Origin of the sequence: Pseudomonas sp. R5(2019) (assembly GCF_009905435.1) — a bacterium.
Lineage (GTDB): Bacteria > Pseudomonadota > Gammaproteobacteria > Pseudomonadales > Pseudomonadaceae > Aquipseudomonas.
The window spans coordinates 104,308-125,963 of record NZ_JAAAMT010000010.1 but is presented as its reverse complement, the minus strand read 5'-3'; the positions used below and the strand labels follow the sequence as shown (position 1 = coordinate 125,963).

Annotated in this window: 18 protein-coding genes; 14 read left to right on the top strand and 4 right to left on the bottom strand. The window is 61.0% G+C overall.

From position 1 onward, the window contains the following. Positions 1-24 precede the first annotated feature (24 nt). The 9 genes from rpsR to azu all read left to right on the top strand — a co-directional run bounded on the left by rpsR (position 25) and on the right by azu (position 13,544). Positions 25-255 (top strand): 30S ribosomal protein S18, encoded by a 231-nt coding sequence (gene rpsR, locus GUY40_RS09380; RefSeq protein WP_009403887.1) that lies wholly within the window; start codon positions 25-27, stop codon positions 253-255. Between the two features lie 34 nt (positions 256-289). Continuing rightward, a complete protein-coding gene (locus tag GUY40_RS09375) occupies positions 290-1,189 on the top strand; it encodes a hypothetical protein (protein ID WP_166568675.1) in 900 nt (299 codons plus the stop codon). Positions 1,190-1,210: 21 nt separating this feature from the next. Continuing rightward, entirely contained in the window at positions 1,211-1,657 is a 447-nt protein-coding gene (gene rplI, locus GUY40_RS09370; RefSeq protein WP_166568674.1) for a 50S ribosomal protein L9, read from the top strand. A 102-nt stretch (positions 1,658-1,759) separates the two neighbouring features. Continuing rightward, positions 1,760-3,157: a replicative DNA helicase gene (gene dnaB / locus GUY40_RS09365; protein WP_166568673.1), complete on the top strand. Its 1,398-nt coding sequence runs from the start codon at positions 1,760-1,762 to the stop codon at positions 3,155-3,157. A 158-nt stretch (positions 3,158-3,315) separates the two neighbouring features. Continuing rightward, positions 3,316-5,619 carry a YgiQ family radical SAM protein gene (locus GUY40_RS09360; RefSeq protein WP_166568672.1) on the top strand — a complete coding sequence of 768 codons (2,304 nt, stop codon included), beginning with the start codon at positions 3,316-3,318 and terminating at the stop codon, positions 5,617-5,619. Positions 5,620-6,068: 449 nt separating this feature from the next. Then, positions 6,069-9,344, top strand: a complete 3,276-nt coding sequence (locus tag GUY40_RS09355) for a transglutaminase family protein (RefSeq protein ID WP_166568671.1) — start codon at positions 6,069-6,071, stop codon at positions 9,342-9,344. A 75-nt stretch (positions 9,345-9,419) separates the two neighbouring features. Next, positions 9,420-11,906, top strand: a complete 2,487-nt coding sequence (locus tag GUY40_RS09350) for a circularly permuted type 2 ATP-grasp protein (protein ID WP_166568670.1) — start codon at positions 9,420-9,422, stop codon at positions 11,904-11,906. Between the two features lie 3 nt (positions 11,907-11,909). Then, positions 11,910-12,812 carry a transglutaminase family protein gene (locus tag GUY40_RS09345; RefSeq protein WP_166568669.1) on the top strand — a complete coding sequence of 301 codons (903 nt, stop codon included), beginning with the start codon at positions 11,910-11,912 and terminating at the stop codon, positions 12,810-12,812. A 285-nt stretch (positions 12,813-13,097) separates the two neighbouring features. Further along, entirely contained in the window at positions 13,098-13,544 is a 447-nt protein-coding gene (gene azu, locus GUY40_RS09340; RefSeq protein WP_166568668.1) for an azurin, read from the top strand. A 74-nt stretch (positions 13,545-13,618) separates the two neighbouring features. Here the strand turns inward: azu and nadE are convergent, their stop codons facing one another. From nadE to GUY40_RS09325, 3 genes are all read right to left on the bottom strand, one after another. Next, entirely contained in the window at positions 13,619-14,446 is an 828-nt protein-coding gene (nadE, locus tag GUY40_RS09335; protein WP_166568667.1) for an ammonia-dependent NAD(+) synthetase, read from the bottom strand. Positions 14,447-14,449: 3 nt separating this feature from the next. Next, positions 14,450-15,661: a nicotinate phosphoribosyltransferase gene (gene pncB / locus GUY40_RS09330; protein ID WP_166568666.1), complete on the bottom strand. Its 1,212-nt coding sequence runs from the start codon at positions 15,659-15,661 to the stop codon at positions 14,450-14,452. A 184-nt stretch (positions 15,662-15,845) separates the two neighbouring features. After that, on the bottom strand, positions 15,846-16,121 hold the full coding sequence (locus tag GUY40_RS09325) for a hypothetical protein (protein WP_166568665.1): 276 nt from the start codon (positions 16,119-16,121) through the stop codon (positions 15,846-15,848). A gap of 14 nt (positions 16,122-16,135) precedes the next feature. Between GUY40_RS09325 and GUY40_RS09320 the strand changes: the two genes are divergently transcribed. The 5 genes from GUY40_RS09320 (at position 16,136) to GUY40_RS09300 (ending at position 21,216) form a co-directional block, all read left to right on the top strand. Then, on the top strand, positions 16,136-17,272 hold the full coding sequence (locus tag GUY40_RS09320; protein ID WP_166568664.1) for a branched-chain amino acid ABC transporter substrate-binding protein: 1,137 nt from the start codon (positions 16,136-16,138) through the stop codon (positions 17,270-17,272). Positions 17,273-17,430: 158 nt separating this feature from the next. Further along, positions 17,431-18,345: a branched-chain amino acid ABC transporter permease LivH gene (locus GUY40_RS09315; RefSeq protein ID WP_166568663.1), complete on the top strand. Its 915-nt coding sequence runs from the start codon at positions 17,431-17,433 to the stop codon at positions 18,343-18,345. A 2-nt stretch (positions 18,346-18,347) separates the two neighbouring features. Beyond that, entirely contained in the window at positions 18,348-19,631 is a 1,284-nt protein-coding gene (gene livM / locus GUY40_RS09310; RefSeq protein ID WP_166568662.1) for a high-affinity branched-chain amino acid ABC transporter permease LivM, read from the top strand. After that, positions 19,628-20,503: an ABC transporter ATP-binding protein gene (locus tag GUY40_RS09305; protein WP_166568661.1), complete on the top strand. Its 876-nt coding sequence runs from the start codon at positions 19,628-19,630 to the stop codon at positions 20,501-20,503. The genes livM and GUY40_RS09305 overlap by 4 nt, the downstream gene beginning before the upstream one ends. After that, entirely contained in the window at positions 20,500-21,216 is a 717-nt protein-coding gene (locus GUY40_RS09300; RefSeq protein WP_166568660.1) for an ABC transporter ATP-binding protein, read from the top strand. Before GUY40_RS09305 ends, GUY40_RS09300 begins: the two co-directional genes overlap by 4 nt. On the opposite strand, the gene GUY40_RS09295 is transcribed toward GUY40_RS09300, so the two are convergent. After that, positions 21,210-21,530: a hypothetical protein gene (locus tag GUY40_RS09295; RefSeq protein WP_166568659.1), complete on the bottom strand. Its 321-nt coding sequence runs from the start codon at positions 21,528-21,530 to the stop codon at positions 21,210-21,212. The genes GUY40_RS09300 and GUY40_RS09295 overlap by 7 nt on opposite strands. Positions 21,531-21,656: the final 126 nt, after the last annotated feature.

Below are 21,656 nucleotides of genomic sequence, written 5' to 3'. Positions count from 1 at the left end.
CGGACCTTTTGAGGAGCCAATTACATGGCACGTTTCTTCCGTCGTCGTAAATTCTGCCGCTTCACTGCTGAAGACGTGAAAGAGATCGATTACAAAGATCTCAACACCCTGAAAGCTTATGTATCCGAAACCGGCAAGATCGTTCCAAGCCGTATCACCGGTACCAAAGCTCGTTATCAGCGTCAGCTGGCTACCGCTATCAAGCGCGCCCGCTTCCTGGCCCTGCTGCCCTACACCGACAGCCACGGCCGCTGAGACCGGGTCGTCGACAAGCAGCAAGGGATAGAGCATGCGAGCGTTAGCTGATTTCATCATGCGCGGTCGCATGCAGGCCACTCTGGTAGTGGTCGGTTGTGCGGCATTGCCGCTGTTGTTCTGGTTGAGTGCTGCCGCGGGAGCCCTGGTGTTTCTGCGGCGCGGAATGAGAGACGCTTCTGGCGTCCTCGTCTGGGCTCTGCTGCCGGCCTTGGTCTGGTGGTTTTTCGGTGAGCCGCGCACCTTGATGGTGCTGCTGGGAACACTGGGGTTGGCCGCCGTGTTGCGTGCCAGCGAGTCCTGGGTCCGCGTGCTGCTGGTCAGCATAGCGCTGGGCCTGGTGTACGCAGTGGTACTGGGCGCGGTGTTCCGCGAACCCATCGAAGCCATGGCGCAAGCGCTGGAAAAGCTCTTGCCGCAAATGCTCGATGGGATCTACCAACAGTTGTCGGTAGAAGAGCGAGCGCGCCTTGGAGCCCTTATTGCACCGGTGCTCACTGGCCTGATAGCGGCGTTGCTGCAAGCCGTCAGCCTGCTGGCCCTGATGTTGGGGCGTTACTGGCAGGCAGTGTTGTATAACCCGGGTGGTTTTGGCCGCGAATTTCGCGCCGTCCGAATCCCGAGGGGGCCAGCGTTGTTGTTGCTGGTGTGCATGCTGGTGGGGCCCAACTTCGGGCCACAGCTGGCCATGTTGACGCCGTTGTGCAGCATACCGCTGGTGTTCGCCGGGCTGGCCCTGATGCATGGGCTGGTGGCGCAAGGCCGACTGGGCAAGTTCTGGTTGGTGGGCTTGTACGTGACACTGCTGCTGTTTATGCAGCTGATCTATCCGTTGCTCGTGGTGTTGGCCATTGTCGACAGCCTGATTGATTTTCGCGGTCGGATGGCACCTAAAAATGGTGCTGATGACGGTTCCGCGAACGGTGAAGGTTAAAAGTTAAGAGGTTATTACCAAATGGAACTGATCCTGCTGGAAAAAATCGCCAACCTGGGCAACCTGGGCGATAAGGTAAATGTTAAGGCTGGTTACGGCCGTAACTACCTGCTGCCATTCGGCAAAGCCACCGCTGCGACCGCTGCCAACCTGGCTGCTTTCGAAGAGCGTCGTGCTGAGCTGGAAAAACTGGCTGCAGACAAGAAGGCTTCTGCCGAAACTCGCGCTGCCCAACTGGCTGAGCTGGAAGTGACCATCACTGCCACCGCTGGCGACGAAGGCAAGCTGTTCGGTTCGATCGGCACTCACGACATCGCTGACGCACTGACCGCCTCGGGCGTTGAAGTGGCTAAAGCTGAAGTTCGTCTGCCGAACGGCACCATCCGTAACGTTGGCGAATACGACGTAGCCGTGCACCTGCACAGCGACGTTGAAGCTACCGTACGCGTTGTCGTCGTAGCCGCCTAAGACTGACTGGCACCCTCGGTGTCGGGCAGTTAACATCGGGCACGATCCTGTTTACAGGTCGTGCCCTTTGTATTTTCTGTATCCCTAGAATTCCAAGTGGACATGAACGAGATAACAGCCCCCGAGCAATATGATCTGCAAACCGCTGCCCTGAAGGTACCGCCGCATTCCATCGAGGCCGAACAGGCCGTGCTCGGTGGTTTGATGCTGGACAACAACGCCTGGGAGCGGGTGCTCGATCAAGTTTCCGATGGCGACTTCTACCGGCATGACCACCGCCTGATCTTCCGCGCGATCCACAAGCTGGCTGACCAGAACACCCCGTTTGACGTGGTGACCCTGCACGAGCAGCTGGACAAGGAAGGCACCAGTTCGCAAGTCGGTGGCCTGGGCTACCTGGGCGAGCTGGCGAAGAACACCCCGTCGGTCGCCAACATCAAGGCCTATGCCCAGATCGTTCGCGAACGGGCGACCTTGCGTCAGCTGATCAGCATCAGCAACGAGATCGCCGACAGCGCTTTCAACCCGCAAGGGCGCAACGCCGCAGAGATCCTCGACGAAGCCGAGCGGCAGATTTTCCAGATTGCCGAGGCCCGGCCAAAAACCGGTGGCCCGGTGGGTGTCAACGAGCTGTTGACCAAGGCCATCGACCGCATCGATACCCTGTTCAACACCGACAGCGCCATTACCGGCCTGTCGACCGGCTACACCGACCTGGACGAGAAAACCAGCGGCCTGCAACCGGCCGACCTGATCATCGTCGCCGGTCGTCCGTCGATGGGTAAAACCACCTTCGCCATGAACCTGGTGGAAAACGCCGTGCTGCGCAGCGAGAAGGCGGTGCTGGTGTACTCGCTGGAGATGCCAGGTGAATCGCTGATCATGCGGATGCTGTCCTCTCTGGGTCGAATCGACCAGACCAAGGTTCGATCCGGCCAGCTGGACGACGACGACTGGCCGCGCCTGACCTCGGCGGTCAACCTGCTCAACGACCGCAAGCTGTTCATCGACGATACCGCCGGCATCAGTCCCTCGGAGATGCGCGCGCGTACCCGGCGTTTGGTGCGCGAGCACGGTGAAATCGGCCTGATCATGATCGACTACCTGCAGCTGATGCAGATCCCGGGCTCCAGTGGCGACAACCGCACCAACGAGATCTCCGAGATCTCCCGCTCGCTCAAGGCCCTGGCCAAAGAGTTCAACTGCCCGGTGGTGGCACTGTCGCAGCTCAACCGTTCCCTGGAACAGCGCCCGAACAAGCGCCCGGTGAACTCCGACTTGCGCGAATCCGGAGCGATCGAGCAGGACGCCGACGTGATCATGTTCGTGTACCGCGATGAGGTGTACCACCCGGAAACCGAGCACAAGGGCATCGCCGAGATCATTATCGGCAAGCAGCGTAACGGCCCCATCGGTTTCATCCGCCTGGCCTTTATCGGCAAGTACACGCGCTTTGAAAACCTTGCGCCGGGCAGTTACAACTTCGACGACGACGAGTGATGTTGTAGCGCCTGTTCGGGCCTCTTCGCGAGTAGGAGCAGAGCTTGCTCGCGAAGTGGCCAACACAATTTCCGACCGCTCTCGTCGGAATTGGTTAATTTTTGTGCTATTCTCCGCCCCCCGCGATTTTCCTATCTTCACCAACACCGGTCATCGACATGCAAGCAGCCAAGCCGTTATTCGACTATCCAAAGTACTGGGCCGAATGTTTCGGGCCAGCACCTTTCCTGCCCATGAGCAGGGAGGAGATGGATCAGCTTGGCTGGGATTCCTGCGACATCATCATTGTTACCGGTGATGCCTATGTCGACCATCCGTCGTTTGGCATGGCAATTATCGGCCGCCTGCTGGAAGCCCAGGGCTTTCGCGTGGGCATCATTGCCCAACCCGACTGGCAGTCCAAAGACGACTTCATGAAGCTCGGCGAGCCGAACCTGTTCTTCGGCGTCGCGGCCGGCAACATGGACTCGATGATCAACCGCTACACCGCCGACAAGAAAATCCGCTCCGACGACGCCTACACCCCTGGCGGCCTGGCCGGCAAGCGCCCGGATCGCGCCAGCCTGGTCTACAGCCAGCGCTGCAAGGAAGCCTACAAGCACGTGCCGATCGTGCTCGGTGGCATTGAGGCGTCGTTGCGCCGCATCGCTCATTACGATTACTGGCAGGACCGCGTCCGCCATTCGATCCTGATCGACGCCTGCGCCGACATCCTGCTGTACGGTAACGCCGAACGTGCCATTGTCGAAGTGGCCCAGCGCCTGTCCTACGGCGAGAAAATCGAAACCATCACGGACATCCGCGGTACCGCATTCGTACGTCGCGACACGCCTGAAGGCTGGTACGAAGTCGACTCCACGCGTATCGACCGTCCGGGCAAGATCGACAAGATCATCAACCCGTACGTCAACACCCAGGACACCCAGGCCTGCGCCATCGAGCAGGAAAAGGGGCCGGTTGAAGACTCGAACGAAGCCAAGGTCGTGCAGATTCTGGCGAGCCCGCGGATGACCCGGGACAAAACCGTGATCCGCCTGCCGTCTTACGAAAAAGTCCGCTCCGACGCGGTGCTGTATGCCCACGCCAACCGTGTGTTGCACCTGGAAACCAACCCGGGCAACGCGCGTGCGCTGGTGCAGAAGCACGGCGAAGTGGATGTGTGGTTCAACCCGCCGCCCATCCCCATGACCACCGAAGAAATGGACTACGTGTTTGGCATGCCTTACGCACGTATTCCTCACCCGGCTTATGGCAAGGAAAAAATCCCTGCCTACGACATGATTCGCTTCTCGGTGAACATCATGCGCGGCTGTTTCGGTGGCTGCACCTTCTGCTCCATTACCGAACACGAAGGCCGGATCATCCAGAACCGTTCGGAAGACTCGATCATTCGCGAGATCGAAGAAATTCGCGACAAGGTACCAGGTTTTACCGGTGTTATTTCCGACCTCGGCGGCCCGACCGCGAACATGTATCGCATCGCCTGCAAGAGCCCCGAGATCGAATCCGCTTGCCGCAAGCCGTCATGCGTGTTCCCGGGAATCTGTCCGAACCTGAACACCGATCATTCGTCCTTGATCCAGTTGTACCGCAGTGCCCGCGCCTTGCCTGGGGTGAAAAAGATCCTCATCGCCTCGGGCCTGCGCTATGACCTGGCCGTCGAGTCGCCGGAGTATGTGAAGGAGCTGGTTACCCACCACGTGGGCGGCTACCTGAAGATCGCTCCGGAGCACACCGAAGAAGGGCCGCTGAACCAGATGATGAAGCCGGGCATCGGCTCCTACGACAAGTTCAAGCGGATGTTCGAGAAGTATTCGAAAGAAGCGGGCAAAGAGCAGTACCTGATCCCGTACTTCATCGCCGCGCACCCGGGCACCACCGACGAAGACATGATGAACCTGGCCCTGTGGCTCAAGGGTAACGGCTTCCGTGCCGACCAGGTCCAGGCCTTCTATCCGTCGCCCATGGCGTCGGCGACGGCCATGTACCACTCGGGCAAGAACCCGCTGCGCAAGGTCACCTACAAGAGCGATGCGGTGACCATCGTCAAGAGCGAAGCCCAGCGCCGTCTGCACAAGGCCTTCTTGCGTTACCACGACCCGAAAGGCTGGCCGATGCTGCGTGAAGCGCTGGAGCGCATGGGCCGCGCCGACCTGATCGGGCCTGGCAAGCATCAGTTGATCCCGCTGCACCAGCCGGCGACCGACAGTTACCAGAGCGCACGCCGCAAGAACTCGACCCCGGCCGGTAGCCACAAGGTGGCGAAGGAGTCGAAGATCCTGACCCAGCACACCGGCCTGCCACCGCGTGGCAGCGACGGCGGCAACCCGTGGGACAAGCGCGAGCAGGCCAAGGCCGCTGCGTTCGCCCGCAACCAGCAGGCTGCCAAGGAGCGCAAGGAAGCCGCCAAGGGTGGCAAGGGCAAGAAGAAGCCCACGCGCCAGCCTGTCGTTCCTCGCTGATTCGGCAACCCTCGCGACTGTAGGAGCCAGGCTTGCCTCAATGCCGGTCAGTTAAGGCGAGATCCATGTGGGAGCGGATTTATCCGCGAATGAAGGCACCGCGCAATGCCAGAAAAACCGCGGTGTCTGGATTCGCGGATAAATCCGCTCCCACAGGTTTTCGGCGCTCTATTCCTTAGCTGACCGGCATTGAGGCTTGCCTGCGATGCAGGCGCTGCGGTTTGTCTGCATGACCTCGGTGAGGCCATCGCCAGCAAGCTGTGCTCCTACCCGGGTCCCCACGAACTTCCCCGATCGCTTCAATTCTGTGCAACTCTTGCACCGCAGGTTCGGCCGCGTGCAGTTTCAGTGCGCCGCCGTGCCCGATTGGCAAGGAATTGCCAAGCCGCGCTACATGGCACAAGTCTTGCGCGATTTGGCTATCATTCGGGGTTCGCAGGAGGCACGCCGTGTCGATTCATGTCGCATTGCATCACGTCACGCATTACCGCTATGACCGCGCCGTGGAGCTCGGCCCGCAAATTGTTCGCTTGCGCCCCGCTGCGCACAGCCGCACGCGGGTTCTGTCCTATTCCTTGAAAGTGTTGCCCGAGCAACATTTCATCAACTGGCAACAAGACCCGCAGAGCAACTACCTCGCCCGGTTGGTCTTTCCGGAAAAAACCGAAGAGCTGCGCATCGAAGTCGACCTGGTCGCCGAAATGGCGGTGTTCAACCCGTTCGACTTTTTCCTTGAGCCTTACGCCGAAAAAATCCCGTTCAGCTACGGGCGCGATGAAAAGCATGAGCTGGCGCCTTACCTGGAGCAGCTACCGCTGACGCCGAAATTCGCCGACTACCTGGCTGCCATCGATCGCAAGCCGACCGCCAGCGTCGATTTCCTCGTCGCCCTCAACCAGCGCCTCAGCGAAGACATTCGTTACCTGATCCGCATGGAGCCGGGTGTACAAACGCCTGAAGAGACGTTGGAGAATGCCTCAGGCTCTTGCCGTGATTCCGCCTGGTTGCTGGTGCAACTGTTGCGTCACCTGGGCCTGGCAGCGCGATTCGTTTCCGGCTACCTGATCCAGCTGACAGCCGATGTGAAAGCCCTCGACGGGCCATCGGGCACCGAAGTGGATTTCACTGACCTGCATGCGTGGTGCGAGGTTTACCTGCCGGGTGCCGGCTGGATTGGCCTGGACGCCACCTCCGGGCTGTTCGCCGGCGAAGGGCATATCCCACTGGCTTGCAGCCCCGATCCTACTTCCGCGGCGCCCATCACCGGCCTGGTTGAGCCGTGCGAATGTGAGTTCTCCCATGAGATGGCGGTGGAGCGGCTGTGGGAAGCGCCCCGCGTCACCAAACCCTATAGCGAAGAGCAGTGGGCGGCGATTGTTGCCCTGGGTCGGCAGATCGACGGCGACCTGCTCAAGCACGACGTGCGCCTGACCATGGGCGGCGAACCGACCTTCGTCTCGATCGACGACCCCGACGGCGCCCAGTGGAACACCGCGGCCCTGGGCGACGACAAGCGTCGCTTGTCGGCCGAGCTGTTCGAGCGCCTGCGCAAACGCTATGCGCCCAAGGGCTTGGTACATTTTGGCCAGGGCAAGTGGTACCCCGGCGAACAACTGCCACGCTGGTCGCTTAACTGCTTCTGGCGCCGCGACGGGCAGCCGGTCTGGCAAAACACTGCGCTGATCGCCGATGAAACCCAAAGTTACGGTGCCGACGCCGAGCTGGCCGGGCGCTTTCTGGCCAGTGTCGCCGAGCGCCTGAAATTGCCGGCCCGCTATGTGTTCCCCGCCTACGAAGACAACTTCTACTACCTCTGGCGCGAGGGCAACCTGCCGGTCAACGTCACCGCGCAAGACTCACGACTGGAAGACGAACTGGAGCGCCAGCGACTGCGCAAGGTCTTCGCCCAGGGGCTGGACAAGGTCATCGGCCAGGTCCTGCCGCTGGCGCGCACGGCCAGTGGTGAACGCTGGCAGAGTGGCCGCTGGTATCTGCGCGATCGCCACTGCCGGTTGGTGCCGGGCGATTCGCCATTGGGCTATCGCTTGCCACTGGCGTCGCAGCCCTGGGTGTCAGCGGCGGAATACCCTTTTGTCCACCCGGTCGATCAGAACCAGACATTCGCGCCGTTGCCTGCTCGAGAGCAGCTGCTGGGCGCAAGTGCCGGTGTCGATTCAGAAGAACGGGTGCCCAAGGTCGATCAGTCGGCTGACTGGCTGACCCGCACCGCACTGTGCGCCGAAGCACGGGACGGGCGGCTGTACCTGTTCATGCCACCGCTGGAGCGGCTGGAAGATTATCTGGAACTGGTCGCCACGGTCGAAGCGACTGCCCGGGAGCTTGATTGCCGGGTGCTGCTTGAGGGCTACGAGCCGCCGTCGGACCCGCGGCTGGCCAACTTCAAGGTCACGCCCGACCCGGGTGTGATCGAAGTGAACGTGCAGCCTTCGTCAAGCTGGGATGAACTGGTCGAGCGCACCGAGTTCCTCTACGACCAGGCCCGCCTGACGCGCCTGAGCAGCGAAAAATTCATGGTCGATGGCCGTCACACCGGCACCGGTGGCGGTAACCACTTCGTGCTCGGCGGCGCGACGCCTGCGGACTCGCCGTTCCTGCGTCGGCCAGACGTGCTGCGCAGCCTGATCAGCTATTGGCACAACCATCCCTCCTTGTCGTACCTGTTTTCCGGCTTGTTTATCGGCCCGACGTCCCAGGCGCCACGGGTCGACGAGGCACGCAACGACTCGCTCTACGAGCTGGAAGTGGCCTTCTCGCAATTCCCGCCGGTCGGTCAGGACTGCCCGCCCTGGCGGGTGGACCGGTTGTTGCGCAACCTGCTGATCGATGTCACCGGCAACACCCACCGGGCCGAGTTCTGCATCGACAAGCTGTACTCGCCCGACAGCGCTTCCGGCCGGCTCGGCCTGCTGGAATTGCGCGCCTTCGAAATGCCCCCTCATGCGCGCATGAGCCTGGTTCAGCAACTGCTGTTACGGGCGCTGGTGGCGCGCTTCTGGCGTGAGCCTTACGCGCCAGCCAAGCTCGCCCGCTGGGGCACCGAGCTGCACGACCGCTTCATGCTGGCGCATTTCATCGAGCAGGATTTTTCCGACGTGATCAATGAGCTCAATGCGGCCGGTTATCCGCTGCAGGCTGAATGGTTCGCGCCGCACCTGGAGTTTCGTTTCCCCAAGGTCGGCGACTACGCCGTCGCCGGGATCGAACTGGAGCTGCGCCAGGCGCTGGAGCCCTGGCATGTACTGGGCGAGGAGGGCAGCGCCGGCGGTGCCGTGCGTTATGTGGATTCGTCGCTTGAGCGCATGCAGGTCAAGGTCCGCGGGTTGTCGCCACAGCGTTATCAACTGACCTGCAATGGGGTCCCGGTACCGCTGCAGCCGACCGGCAAGGTGGGTGAGTATGTGGCCGGCGTGCGTTATCGCGCCTGGCAGCCGGCCAGCTGCCTGCAACCGACCATCCCGGTGCATGCACCTCTGGTGTTCGATGTGCTCGACACCTGGATGCAGCGTTCGCTGGGTGGCTGTCAGTACCACGTTGCGCACCCGGGCGGGCGTAACTACGACACCTTCCCGGTCAATGCCAACGAGGCCGAGAGCCGCCGCCTGGCGCGCTTCTTCCGCCTCGGGCACACACCCGGGCAGCAGACCGTTGTCCCGCTGCGGATCAACGACGAAATGCCGATGACGCTGGACCTTCGTTGGTACTAAGGAAGGAGGTGGCCGCATTCCGACCGTCATCGGAGTGCGGTACTCTGAGCGCTACCGCCGTTATTGAGCATTTCTATGGCTGACCTGCTGGATCACTACCCGCTGAACGCGGGCACCTATCATGAAATGCTCGACGCCAGCGGCGCCTTGCGACCGCACTGGCGGCGGATGTTCGAACAGCTGCAGCGCAGCGGCCCGGCGCTGATTGCCCAGCGCCAGGCGCTGTTGGCCCGGCAGATCCAGGAAAACGGCGTGACCTACAACGTCTACGCCGACCCCAAGGGCGCCGACCGGCCGTGGGAACTGGACCTGCTGCCGCACCTTATACCCGCCGAAGAATGGCGGCAGATTTCCGCGGGCATTGCCCAGCGCGCGCAATTGCTCAATAGCGTATTGGCCGATATCTACGGGCCGCAGCAGCTGATTGCCGATGGCCTGTTGCCAGCCGAGCTGGTCTATGGCCACAACAACTATCTCTGGCCGTGCCAGGGCATCACGCCGCCCGACGGGACCTTTCTGCATGTGTACGCCGTGGACCTGGCGCGCGCCCCGGATGGGCGCTGGTGGGTCACCGCCGACCGCACCCAGGCACCGTCGGGTGCCGGTTATGCGCTGGAGAATCGCACCATCGTCTCCCGGGCCTTGCCTGATCTTTACCGCGACTTGCGCGTGCAACACCTGGCCAGCTATTTCCGCACGCTGCAAGAAACCCTCGTGCGTCTGGCGCCTGTCGATAACGAGCCGCCGCTGGTGGTGCTGCTGACTCCAGGGCGTTTCAACGAGAGCTATTTCGAGCACTTGTACCTGGCGCGTCAGCTGGGCTACCCGCTGGTCGAGGGCGGTGACCTGACCGTGCGCGACGCCACGGTTTACCTCAAGACCCTCACCGGCTTGCGTCGGGTGCATGCGATCATGCGCCGGCTCGACGATGATTTTTGCGACCCGCTGGAGCTACGCACCGACTCGGCACTGGGCGTGCCCGGTTTGCTGCAGGCCGTGCGGCAGGGGCGGGTGCTGGTGGCCAACGCGTTGGGTAGCGGTGTGCTCGAATCACCTGGCCTGCTCGGTTTTTTGCCGACCATCAACGAGAAGTTGTTTGGCGAAGAGTTGATCCTGCCCACGATTGCCACCTGGTGGTGCGGCGAAGCCCCGGTGCTGGCCCAGGCGCTGGAAAAACTGCCGGAGCTGCTGATCAAACCGGCATTCCCGTCCCAGAGCTTTATGCCGGTGTTCGGCCGCGATCTGGACGACAAACAGCGCCAGGCTTTGGCCGGGCGCATCCAGGCGCGCCCCTACGCCTATGTCGCTCAAGCCCTGGCGCAGTTGTCCCAGGCGCCAGTTTGGCAGTCCGAAAAAGGCCAACTGCAACCGCGGGCCATCGGCATGCGGGTGTACGCCGTGGCCAGCGCCGATGGCTATCGGGTGCTGCACGGCGGGCTGACGCGGGTTGCGGCGCAAGCCGATGCCGAAGTGGTGTCGATGCAGCGCGGTGGTGCCAGCAAGGACACCTGGATTCTCGGCGATGCCGCACCAGTCGGTGACCAATGGCGTGCCCAGTGCACGCTGGGCGTGCGCGACCTGATTCGCCGGGACCCTTACTTGCCGTCACGGGTGGTGGAAAACCTGTTCTGGTTCGGCCGCTATTGCGAGCGCTGTGATGGCTTGGCGCGTTTGCTGCGGATCATCCTCGCGCGCTATGTCGATGGCGATGATCCGTTGGCGTTGCAGGCGGCTGTCGAACTTGCTGAAAGCCTGTCGCTGTTGCCCGAAGAGGGCACCTTGCCGGAGCGGCTGATGGCGGCCCTGCTGGGTGAGGACTGGGCCTTCAGCCTGCGCGCCAATCTGCAGCGGCTGCAATGGGCGGCCTCGCAGGTGCGCGGCAAGCTGTCGCGGGAAAACTGGCAGGCACTGGTCGAACTGCAACGCGAAGCCAGCGCGCTGGAGGCCGACGAGTCGGACTTTGGCGAATTGCTGGACTTTCTCAACCGCCTGGTGATGTCGCTGGCGGCGCTGTCCGGGTTCGCCCTGGACGACATGACCCGTGACGAGGGCTGGCGCTTTTTGATGACCGGGCGGCGCATCGAGCGCCTGCAGTTTCTCAGCGGCAGCCTGGCCGGCTTTCTGCGCGGCGTAGCCGTGTTCGACCAGGCCGGGCTCGAGTGGCTGCTGGAGCTGGGTAACAGCAGCATCACCTACCGCTCACGTTATCTGGCAGTGCCGCAGCTGATTCCGGTGCTCGACCTGCTTCTGCTCGACGAGCAAAACCCCCACGCCGTGCTGTTCCAGCTCAAGCTGGTGACTCGCTCGCTGGCGCGCCTGAACAAAGCGTTCGGCTCGCCCCGCGAGCCGGGCATGGCCATGCTCGCCGAGCGTCTCGGGCATTTCGACCTGGGTAGCCTGGAAAACCCGCTGTTCGGCGCCCCCAGCGTGCGCGCGGTGCTCGACGGCCTGGCCGACCTGCTGCAGACCATCTCCGACGCCAGCAATCAGGTCTCTGACCGTTTGGGCTTGCGCCATTTCGCCCACGTCGACGATGTCAGTCAGCAAACCGTATCGGTCTGAACCATGAGCGCCCATTACCAGATTATTCACGACACCCATTACCACTACGACAGCCCGGTGTCGCTGGCGCAGCAGCTGGCGCATTTATGGCCGCGGGCCTGCGACTGGCAGCAGTGCGCCAAGCAACAGTTGCAGATCAGCCCCCAGCCCTCCAGTCGTTTGGATGAGCTGGACGTGTTCGGCAACCCGTTGACCCGCCTGGCCTTCGAGCGCCCTCATGACGAACTGCGCGTCAGCGCGCATCTTTGGGTCGAAGTGCTGGAGCGCAAAGCGGTGGATTTCGATGCCTCGCCGGCCTGGGAGGCGACTCGTGATGCGCTGGCGTTCAGCGGCTTGCCGATGTTGCCGGAACATTTGCAGGCATGCCGTTACCGCTTCGAATCGCCGTATGTGCACTTGAAAAAGGGCTTCGTGCAGTTTTCCGACAGCTGCTTCCCGCCCGGTCGGCCGTTGCTGCTGGGGGCCCGGGCGCTGATGGAAAAGATTTTCAGCGAGTTCACCTTCGATGCCGAGGCGACTCAGGTCGCCACGCCCTTGCTCGAAGTGCTGGAGCGTCGGCGCGGTGTCTGTCAGGATTTCGCCCACTTGATGCTCGCCTGCCTGCGCTCGCGCGGGCTGGCGGCGCGCTATGTCAGCGGTTACCTGCTGACCCAGCCGCCGCCGGGGCAGCCACGGCTGATCGGCGCCGATGCCTCGCACGCCTGGGTGTCGGTGTATTGCCCGGCCGCTGGCTGGGTGGATTTCGATCCGACCAATAATATTCAGCCCGCACTGGAACACATCACCCTTGCCTGGGGGCGCGATTTCACCGATGTGTCACCGTTGCGTGGGATCATTCTGGGCGGCGGCAGCCATGACCCGGAAGTGCGGGTCACGGTCATGCCGGCGGAGGAGGGCTTGCTGTGAAAGATCGGTCGGTCATTCCGACCGGGTGAATTCGTGGGTGCTGCCGCAGGCGCCATAGGCATAGGCGGCGAGCAGGCTACGGAAAAGACTATTGAGGTGCATGGCAGACGCTCCGTTCGGGTGTTGTCTGATCATAGTGTCTCAAGGCATTATTGACCGATTGGTTAACTTGATGGGGGCCATAGAGGCAAACTCGCTGCTTGAACACCGTTGATGCAGGTCACTGGAACCGGCTCAGGATTCGGGCAGTTTTCATTCCAATAAAACCCTGCTTGGAGATGTACCATGCTTGCCAAAGTCATAGCGTTTTCCGTGCTGGCTGTCGCCAGTGGTCAATTGCTGGCCGCTGAATGCGCGGTAACCGTTGATTCCACCGATCAGATGGCCTTCAACACCAAGGCCATCGAAATCGACAAGAGCTGCAAGACCTTTACCGTCAACCTGGAACACTCGGGTTCCCTGCCGAAAAACGTCATGGGCCACAACTGGGTGCTGAGCAAAGAGGCTGACATGCAGCCGATCGCGACCGACGGCTTGAGCGCCGGTATCGACAAGGGCTACCTGAAGGAAGGTGATGCACGCGTTATCGCGCACACCAAGATCATTGGCGGCAAAGAGAAAGATTCGGTGACCTTTGATGTGTCCAAGCTGGCCGCCGGCGAGAAGTATGGTTTCTTCTGCTCGTTCCCGGGGCACATCTCGATGATGAAAGGCACGGTTACCCTGAAGTAATCGGCGGCCTCAAAAGATTCGCGGCGGTCCGCCGGACCGCCGCGAATGGGGCTCTGCCAAAGGCCCTGATTCAATCAAGGTGCAAACGGCAACTCACGCTTGTGCTGGGTCTTGCGGTAGGTCCCGGCGATAATCTCGAAGGCTTCCTCGCGCACCGGTTCACCGTGCAGGAACGCATCAATCTCCACATAGGTCACCCCATGCGAGGCCTCGTCCGGTTTGCCCGGCGCCAGGTCTTCAAGGTCTGCGGTCGGCACTTTCTCTACCAGTGATTCCGGCGCCCCGAAGCTGCGGGCGATGGCGCGCACCTGGTTTTTCACCAGGCCTGACAAGGGGGCCAGGTCGCAGGCGCCGTCGCCGAACTTGGTGAAAAAGCCCATCACCGCCTCAGCCGCATGATCGGTACCGATCACCAGCCCTTGATAGGCGCCAGCGACGGTGTATTGCGCGACCATGCGCATGCGCGCCTTGGTGTTGCCCAGCACGAAGTCCACCGCGGCCTCGTGACGCCCATCCAGAGCCTTCACTTCCGTGGCCAGGGATTTGACTGCCGGACCGATATTGATGGTGTGACATTCGTCCGGGGCGATGAAGTCGATGCAGGCCTGGGCGTCGTGTTCATCGTGCTGCACTTGATAGGGCAGGCGCACGGCGATAAAGCGGTAAGCCCCATCGCCCGTGCTGGCGCGCAGTTCCTTGACCGCGCGTTGCGCCAGCAGGGCTGCGGTCAGTGAGTCGACCCCGCCACTGATGCCCAGCACCAGGGTCTTGAGCCCGGCATTCTTCAGGCATTGCTGGATGAACGCGACGCGCCGGGCCACCTCGGCCTGCAATGCCTGGGCATCGGCGAAGGGCGGCTGGACATTGAGCGCGCGGGCAATCTCTTGCTGTACGGCTTGCATGGTTCACTCCTTGGGAGAATCGGGAACTTTGAAAACATGGCGCAGGTAGGCGACGAAGTTGGGGTCGCGACACTGGGTCTTGGCCGCTTCATCGGAAATCTTGGCAACCGGCGAGCCGTTGCAGTCGGTCATTTTAAGCACGATGCTCATGGGCGCCACCCCCGGAATGTCACAGGTCAGGTGGGTGCCAATGCCGAAACTGACATTGATGCGCCCGTGCAGGGCGCGGAATATTTCCAGTGAGCGGGGCAGGGTCAGGCCATCGGAAAACACCAGGGTCTTGGTCATCGGGTCGATGCCCAGGTGCTTGTAATGAGCGATGGCTTTTTCGGCCCAGCGCACCGGGTCGCCGGAGTCATGGCGCAGGCCGTCGAAGAGCTTGGCAAAGTAAAGGTCGAAGTCGCCCAGAAATGCATCCATGGTGAGGGTGTCGGTCAGGGCGATGCCCAGCAGCCCCCGGTATTCCCGGACCCAGCAGTCGAGCGCGGCAATCTGGCTGTCGATCAGCCGCGGGCCCAGTTGCTGGTGGGCCATGATCCACTCATGGGCCATGGTGCCCAGCGGCTTGATGTTCATCTCGCGGGCCAGGTGCACGTTGCTGGTGCCGACAAAGCGACCCGGGAAGTCGTGCTTGAGCACGCTGACCACTTCTTCCTGCACCCGGTAGGAAAACCGCCGGCGGGTGCCGAAATCAGCCACCTGCAAGCCATTGAGTTCGTCCTGGCTGGCGTTGGCGGTGAGCCAGTCGAACTTGCGATACAGCTGCTCGCGTACCTGTTCAAGCGTGATATCGGCATACCGGGAGCGGTTGCGCACTTCGGTGATGATGGCCAGCAGCGGCACTTCAAACAGGATCACATGCAGCCATGGCCCACGCAGGCGCAGGCACAGCTGGTCGTCTTCAATGCCCAGATGCAGGTAACGCAGGTTGAAGCGGAACAGGCCGAGAAAGCGCAGGAAGTCTGGCTTCAGGAAATGGATGGTTTCCAGGAATTCCAGCTGCTCGGCGCTCAGGCTCAATTCGCTGAGGCGCTCGATCTGGTGACGGATTTCGTCGAGATAAGGCCGAAGGTCTTCGCCGTTGCGGCAGCGCAACTCCCATTCCACGTCCACATTGGGGTAGTTGTGCAGCACCGCTTGCATCATCGTCAGCTTGTATAAATCGGTGTCGAGCAAGTTTTGCACGCTGCGATCGGCGAATGCGCTCTCGCTCATATAAGGCTCCCGGCGGGCTTGCGCTGGCAGACAGGCGCCGGCGCTCAGCAAGGTCTCCATTGTGCCAGCCTTTTTCCCGCTGTGCCGGGTCGAGCCGTTTAGAGCGCTGGCAACGTGTTTGGACCGGCAGTTACGGGGCAATCGTCTAGCCTGTAGTGGTGCGAGCTGTAGCAAATGCGCACCGTCAGTGTGCACTTCCGTTACGCACGTTGTTACAGGTTGGTTGCACGTAAACAGGTGTCCAGGTTGCAATGATGGCGCCTGAAGGTTGCGCCTTTTTGTCTCTTAAGGTTTCACCATTACCGTTCCAGACGGTTGCACGACCCATAACAAAAGGACCAAAACGCTCTAAGAACAAGTTGATAGCGACTTTTTCCAGAATAAAAAAACGATGGCACGGCGCTTGCTCGGACCTTCGTGCTAGATCGTGCTGAAGTTGTAGTGCCAACCAAAAAAACATCAGGAGCACCACTCATGTCGCAGACGTTTTACAGGAAAGGTTTTCTGGCGCTGGCCGTGGCTACGGCAATGGGCGTTTCTTCGTTTGTTCAGGCCGACATCAAGATCGGTGTGGCGGGGCCGATGACCGGTCCCAGTGCATCCTTTGGCGAGCAGTACATGAAAGGCGCGCAGCAGGCGGCCGACGACATCAACGCCGCAGGCGGTGTGAATGGCGAGAAGATCGTGCTGGTCAAGGGCGATGACGCCTGCGAGCCGAAGCAGGCCGTCGCCGTGGCCAACCGTCTGTCCGACCAGGACAAGGTGGCCGGTGTTGTCGGGCACTTCTGCTCGTCATCGACCATCCCGGCTTCTGAGGTTTATAACGAAGCTGGCATCATTGCCATCACCCCAGGCTCCACCAACCCTGCCGTTACCGAGCGCGGCCTGGACGCCATGTTCCGTATGTGCGGGCGTGACGACCAGCAAGGCATCGTGGCCGCTGATTACATCATTGACGTCCTCAAGGGCAAGAAAGTGGTCGTGCTGAACGACAAGGACACCTACGGCAAAGGTCTGGCCGATGCGACCTCGGCCCAACTGAAAAAACGTGGCGTCACGCCCGTGTTTGAAGAAGGCCTGACCCGTGGCGAGAAAGATTTCAACGCCGTGGTGACCAAAATCCGTCAGAACGGCGCTGATGTGGTGTTCTTCGGCGGCCTGCACCCTGAAGCCGGCCCGTTGGTCCGTCAGATGCGCGAGTCGGGCCTCAAGGACGTCCATTTCGTGTCTGACGATGGCATCGTGACCGACGAAATGGTCAAGACTGCGGGTGGCCCTCAGTTCGTTGACGGTGTCTACATGACCTTCGGCGCCGACCCGCGTCTGGTCCTGGACAGCAAGCAGGTTGTGGAGAACTTCCGCAAGACCGGCTACGAGCCCGAAGGCTACACCCTGTACGCCTATGCCTCGGTACAAACCCTGGCGGCCGCTTTCAACGGCGCCAAGTCCAACAAGGGCGAAGATGCCGCCAAGTGGCTGAAGGCCAACCCGGTGCAGACCGTCATGGGTAAAAAAGAGTGGGACTCCAAGGGCGACCTGAAAGTCTCCGACTATGTGGTCTACCAGTGGGACAAAGACGGCAAATACCACCAGCTGGAAAAACAGAAGTGACCGCTGCGCCGCGCCTGACCGAACGTCGGGCGCGGCGCGGTTTTATTGCCGCACTCGTCTTTTCTCGTAGATATGCACAAACCCTGCGCTGCGAGGACTGCTATCGGCCGTCCGCCGTGGTCAGCGCTTGTGCAATCTCATCACCGTGAGATTGCGTTATGGATGGTATTTTCCTGCAGCAATTGATCAATGGTCTGACCCTCGGGTCCGTCTATGGTCTGATCGCCATCGGCTACACAATGGTCTATGGCATCATTGGCATGATCAACTTCGCCCACGGCGAGGTTTACATGATTTCCGCTTACCTCGCGGCAATCAGTCTGGCCCTGCTGGCTTACTTCGGCATTGAGTCCTTCCCGTTGCTGATGCTCGGCACACTGGTCTTCACCATCGTCGTCACCGGCGTCTATGGCTGGGTCATCGAACGGGTCGCCTACAAGCCATTGCGCAACTCCACTCGCCTGGCACCGCTGATCAGTGCCATTGGTATTTCCCTGATCCTGCAAAACTACGCGCAGATCAGTCAGGGCGCACAGCAACAAGGTATCCCCACCCTGCTCGAAGGCGCCTTGCGCCTGGATGTTGGTGACGGTTTCGTTCAGCTGACCTACACCAAGATCTTCATTCTGATCGCCGCTTTTGTCGGCATGGGCCTGCTGACTTACGTCATCAAGTTCACCAAGCTTGGGCGTATGTGCCGCGCGACCCAGCAGGACCGCAAGATGGCCTCGATCCTCGGTATCAACACCGACCGGGTCATTTCCTACGTGTTTATCATCGGCGCCGCCATGGCCGCGCTGGCCGGGGTGCTGATCACGTTGAACTACGGCACCTTTGACTTCTATGCCGGCTTCATCATCGGCATCAAGGCCTTCACCGCAGCGGTACTGGGCGGTATCGGCTCGCTGCCGGGAGCGATGCTGGGCGGGATTGTGCTGGGTGTTTCGGAGTCGCTGTTCTCCGGCCTGGTCAACTCTGACTACAAAGACGTATTCAGTTTCTCACTGCTGGTGCTGATCCTGATTTTCCGTCCCCAAGGCCTGCTGGGTCGCCCACTCGTGGCGAAGGTGTAAGTATGTCTGCTACCGAAAACAACGCTATTGATATCAAGCGAAGCCTCATCGATGCCGTGCTCGCCGGGCTGATCTCGTTGATCGTGTTCGGCCCGATCGTGGGTGTGGTGCTGCAAGGCTACAGCTTCAATCTTGAGCCGGTGCGCGTCGCCTGGCTGGTGGGCGCGGTGATGGTCGGGCGCTTTTTTCTCAGCCTGTTCCTGCAAACGCCCAAGGGCTTGGGCATCCTGGAGGGCTTCGAGAGCAGCGGCTCCGGCGTGCACGTGCTGGCGCCGGACTACAAGTCGCGGCTGCGCTGGATCATCCCGGCGCTGATCGTGATCGCCATCGTCTTTCCGTTCTTCGCCAACAAGTACCTGCTGACCGTGGTGATCCTCGGGCTGATCTACGTGCTGCTGGGCCTGGGGCTGAACATCGTGGTGGGTCTTGCCGGTCTGCTCGACTTGGGTTACGTGGCGTTCTACGCCATCGGCGCCTACGGCCTGGCGCTGGGTTACCAGTATCTGGGGCTGGGGTTCTGGACGGTGCTGCCGCTGTCGGCCCTCGCTGCGGCGTTGGCGGGATGTTTATTGGGCTTTCCGGTGTTGCGAATGCACGGGGACTATCTGGCCATCGTGACCCTGGGCTTTGGTGAAATCATTCGCCTGGTGCTGAACAACTGGCTGTCGTTCACCGGTGGTCCGAACGGCATGCCCGTGCCGTCACCGACCTTCATGGGTCTGGAGTTCGGTCGCCGTGCCAAAGAAGGCGGAGTGCCGTTCCATGAGTTTTTCGGGATCGACTACAACCCCAACCTGAAATTCCTGTTTATCTACATCGTGTTGTTTCTGGTGGTGCTGGCGGTGTTGTACATCAAGCATCGGCTGACCCGCATGCCCGTCGGGCGCGCCTGGGAAGCGCTGCGCGAAGATGAAATCGCCTGCCGCGCCATGGGCCTGAACCACGTGCTGGTCAAGCTTTCGGCCTTCACCCTCGGGGCGTCCACCGCCGGGCTTGCCGGGGTGTTTTTTGCCAGCTACCAGGGCTTCGTGAACCCGTCCTCGTTCACCTTCTTCGAGTCAGCGCTGATCCTCGCCATTGTGGTGCTCGGTGGCATGGGCTCGACGGTGGGGGTGGTCATGGCGGCGTTTGTGCTGACCGTCGCGCCGGAACTGTTGCGCACCTTCTCCGAGTACCGGGTGCTGCTGTTTGGCGTGTTGATGGTGTTAATGATGATCTGGCGGCCACGCGGCCTGATTCGTATCAGCCGTACCGGTGTGACCCCACGTAAAGGAGTGGCGCCATGAGCGATGATGTCATCCTCTCGGTCGATAACCTGATGATGCACTTTGGCGGGATCAAGGCGCTCAGCGATGTCAGCCTGAAGGTCAAGCGCAATTCGATCTTCGCCCTGATCGGGCCCAACGGTGCCGGCAAGACGACGGTGTTCAACTGCCTGACCGGTTTCTACAAGGCTACCGGCGGGCATATCGAACTCAATGTGCGCGATACGAAAACCGACGTCATCAAGTTGTTGGGCGAACCGTTCAAGCTCACTGACTTTGTCTCGCCACCTCAATTTGCCAGCCGCCTGTTCTACAAAATGTTCGGTGGCACCCACCTGATCAACCGCGCGGGCCTGGCCCGTACGTTCCAGAACATTCGTCTGTTCAGGGAAATGTCGGTGGTGGAAAACCTGCTGGTGGCCCAGCACATGTGGGTCAACCGCCACCTGGTCTCGGGCATCCTCAACACCAAGGCCTACCGCAAAGCTGAGAGCGACGCGCTGGATCACGCGTTCTACTGGCTGGAAGTGGTGGACCTGGGGGATTGCGCCAACCGCCTGGCCGGGGAGCTTTCCTACGGCCAGCAGCGACGCCTGGAGATCGCGCGGGCCATGTGCACCCGGCCGAAAATCATCTGCCTGGACGAACCGGCCGCCGGCCTCAACCCGCAAGAAACCGAACGGCTCAGCGCGATCATCCGCCACCTGCGCGATGACCACGACCTGACCGTGGTACTGATCGAGCACGACATGGGCATGGTAATGAGCATTTCCGACCACATCGTGGTGCTGGACCACGGCAACGTGATTGCTGAAGGTGTACCTGAGCAGATCCGCAAAGATCCGAAGGTGATCGCGGCCTACCTGGGTGCTGACGAAGAGGAGCTGGTATGAGCGAACCGATCCTCGAATTCAAGGATGTCGACGTGTTCTACGGGCCGATCCAGGCCCTGAAAAAAGTCTCACTGCACATCAACGAGGGTGAAACGGTCAGCCTGATCGGCTCCAACGGCGCGGGCAAGTCCACGCTGTTGATGTCGATTTTCGGCCAGCCACGGGCCAGCCATGGGCAGATCACCTACCGTGGCACCGACATCACTCACAAGTCGGCCCACTACATCGCCTCCAACGGGATCGCCCAGTCACCGGAAGGCCGGCGGGTGTTCCCCGACATGACGGTGGAAGAAAACCTGATGATGGGCACCATCCCGATCGGGGACAAGTACGCCAGCGAGGACATGCAGCGCATGTTCGAGCTGTTCCCGCGGCTCAAGGAACGGCGCAACCAGCGGGCCATGACCATGTCCGGGGGCGAGCAGCAGATGCTCGCCATCGCCCGGGCCTTGATGAGCCGGCCCAAGCTGCTGCTGCTCGATGAACCGAGCCTGGGGTTGGCACCGATCGTGGTCAAACAGATCTTCCATACCCTGCGAGAGCTTGCCTCCACCGGTATGACCATCTTCCTGGTCGAGCAGAACGCCAACCACGCGTTGAGGCTGTCGGACCGGGGCTATGTGATGGTCAACGGGCAAATTCGCCTGACCGGCACGGGCAAGGAGTTGTTGGTCAACGATGAGGTGCGCAATGCCTACCTTGGCGGTCACTGACCACTGATAAGCGTCAAAAAAACGCCCTGGCCTTTAAAAGCCGGGGCGTTTTCTTTCATCCACAGTTTTGTGGACAACCCATTCGTCAAGTGCGCAAAACGCGACACAACGTCGCTGAAATTCATGCTTTTGTCATGAGGTGAAGTTGTCCACGGTTGCTGTGGAGCTGATTGTGGGTAACTTGGGAGCATATGGCTGGAGGCCTTTATTTCCGTGGCTTTGATAGGGGTGGTTGTTTTTTGATCAGCACTTTTTTGCTGGCCTGAAAGGGGTTTTGTCAATCCTTTTATCCACCACTGTCCAGGGCCGCTCATACGCATTCCAGGCTGTGGATAACTCTGTGGGCAATCGTTGGAAAGAGCGACGCAGACGGCGTAGTTGCTGGCCTGCGGCCATTGGATGGTGGCACTGGGTTGCACCCCTTTAGCGAACCTCGGCAT

Bases quoted from the DNA above. Each gene is read 5' to 3' on its own strand.
- rpsR (WP_009403887.1), top strand. From the start codon at position 25: ATGGCACGTTTCTTCCGTCGTCGTAAATTCTGCCGCTTCACTGCTGAA.
- dnaB (WP_166568673.1), top strand. From the start codon at position 1,760: ATGAACGAGATAACAGCCCCCGAGCAATATGATCTGCAAACCGCTGCC.
- GUY40_RS09375 (WP_166568675.1), top strand. From the start codon at position 290: ATGCGAGCGTTAGCTGATTTCATCATGCGCGGTCGCATGCAGGCCACT.
- nadE (WP_166568667.1), bottom strand. From the start codon at position 14,446: ATGCAAGCCGTACAGCAAGAGATTGCCCGCGCGCTCAATGTCCAGCCG.
- azu (WP_166568668.1), top strand. From the start codon at position 13,098: ATGCTTGCCAAAGTCATAGCGTTTTCCGTGCTGGCTGTCGCCAGTGGT.
- GUY40_RS09315 (WP_166568663.1), top strand. From the start codon at position 17,431: ATGGATGGTATTTTCCTGCAGCAATTGATCAATGGTCTGACCCTCGGG.
- GUY40_RS09320 (WP_166568664.1), top strand. From the start codon at position 16,136: ATGTCGCAGACGTTTTACAGGAAAGGTTTTCTGGCGCTGGCCGTGGCT.
- GUY40_RS09345 (WP_166568669.1), top strand. From the start codon at position 11,910: ATGAGCGCCCATTACCAGATTATTCACGACACCCATTACCACTACGAC.
- pncB (WP_166568666.1), bottom strand. From the start codon at position 15,661: ATGAGCGAGAGCGCATTCGCCGATCGCAGCGTGCAAAACTTGCTCGAC.
- GUY40_RS09325 (WP_166568665.1), bottom strand. From the start codon at position 16,121: ATGTTTTTTTGGTTGGCACTACAACTTCAGCACGATCTAGCACGAAGG.
- GUY40_RS09360 (WP_166568672.1), top strand. From the start codon at position 3,316: ATGCAAGCAGCCAAGCCGTTATTCGACTATCCAAAGTACTGGGCCGAA.
- GUY40_RS09295 (WP_166568659.1), bottom strand. From the start codon at position 21,530: ATGAGCGGCCCTGGACAGTGGTGGATAAAAGGATTGACAAAACCCCTT.
- rplI (WP_166568674.1), top strand. From the start codon at position 1,211: ATGGAACTGATCCTGCTGGAAAAAATCGCCAACCTGGGCAACCTGGGC.
- GUY40_RS09305 (WP_166568661.1), top strand. From the start codon at position 19,628: ATGAGCGATGATGTCATCCTCTCGGTCGATAACCTGATGATGCACTTT.
- livM (WP_166568662.1), top strand. From the start codon at position 18,348: ATGTCTGCTACCGAAAACAACGCTATTGATATCAAGCGAAGCCTCATC.
- GUY40_RS09300 (WP_166568660.1), top strand. From the start codon at position 20,500: ATGAGCGAACCGATCCTCGAATTCAAGGATGTCGACGTGTTCTACGGG.
- GUY40_RS09350 (WP_166568670.1), top strand. From the start codon at position 9,420: ATGGCTGACCTGCTGGATCACTACCCGCTGAACGCGGGCACCTATCAT.